The sequence below is a fragment of the Halorubrum sp. SP3 genome, assembly GCF_005435195.1.
GTDB lineage: Archaea > Halobacteriota > Halobacteria > Halobacteriales > Haloferacaceae > Halorubrum > Halorubrum sodomense.
The window spans coordinates 1-409 of sequence record NZ_SGTU01000429.1; the positions used below are offsets into that span (position 1 = coordinate 1).

1 protein-coding gene and 1 pseudogene are annotated in these 409 nt (G+C 67.2%); one reads left to right on the forward strand and one right to left on the reverse strand.

Going from position 1 to position 409, the window contains the following annotated elements; genetic code table 11:
• Nucleotides 1-178, forward strand: a 178-nt coding sequence (locus EXE42_RS17115; RefSeq protein ID WP_137707076.1) for a type II toxin-antitoxin system HicA family toxin, incomplete at its 5' end; no start/stop codon positions are given.
• Between the two features lie 18 nt (nucleotides 179-196).
• Here EXE42_RS17115 and EXE42_RS17120 read toward each other — a convergent pair.
• Nucleotides 197-409: pseudogene (locus EXE42_RS17120) on the reverse strand (5-(carboxyamino)imidazole ribonucleotide synthase); the annotation flags it as partial.

The window sequence follows — 409 nt, forward strand, 5'->3', positions numbered from 1 at the left end:
AACGACCGGCGACCACGCGCAGCTGTACTACGAGCATCCGACGAACGAGAGGGACAGACGGCACGTCACGGTTCCGCTACACGACGAGCTTCGGGAGGGAACCCTCAGCGGTATCGCGGACGACGCCGGCGCGCGTGACTTCGACGCCTTCTGCGCGTGGATCGACCGAAACTCCTGAAGACCGGACGGTCCGCGGCTACGCGTCTCGGAACGTCAGTTCGTCGCGGAGTTCTTGCGCCCGCGAGAGCAGCGCGTCGGGGTCGACTTCGTCCGTCACGTCCCGGTCCGTCACCGTCAGGTGACCCATCTTCCGGAGCGGGTACACGTCGTCTTTGCCGTACCAGTGGAGGTCGGCGTCGGGCGCGTCGAGGACCGTCTCGACGTTCCGGAGCGTGGCCGCCTCTCGCTC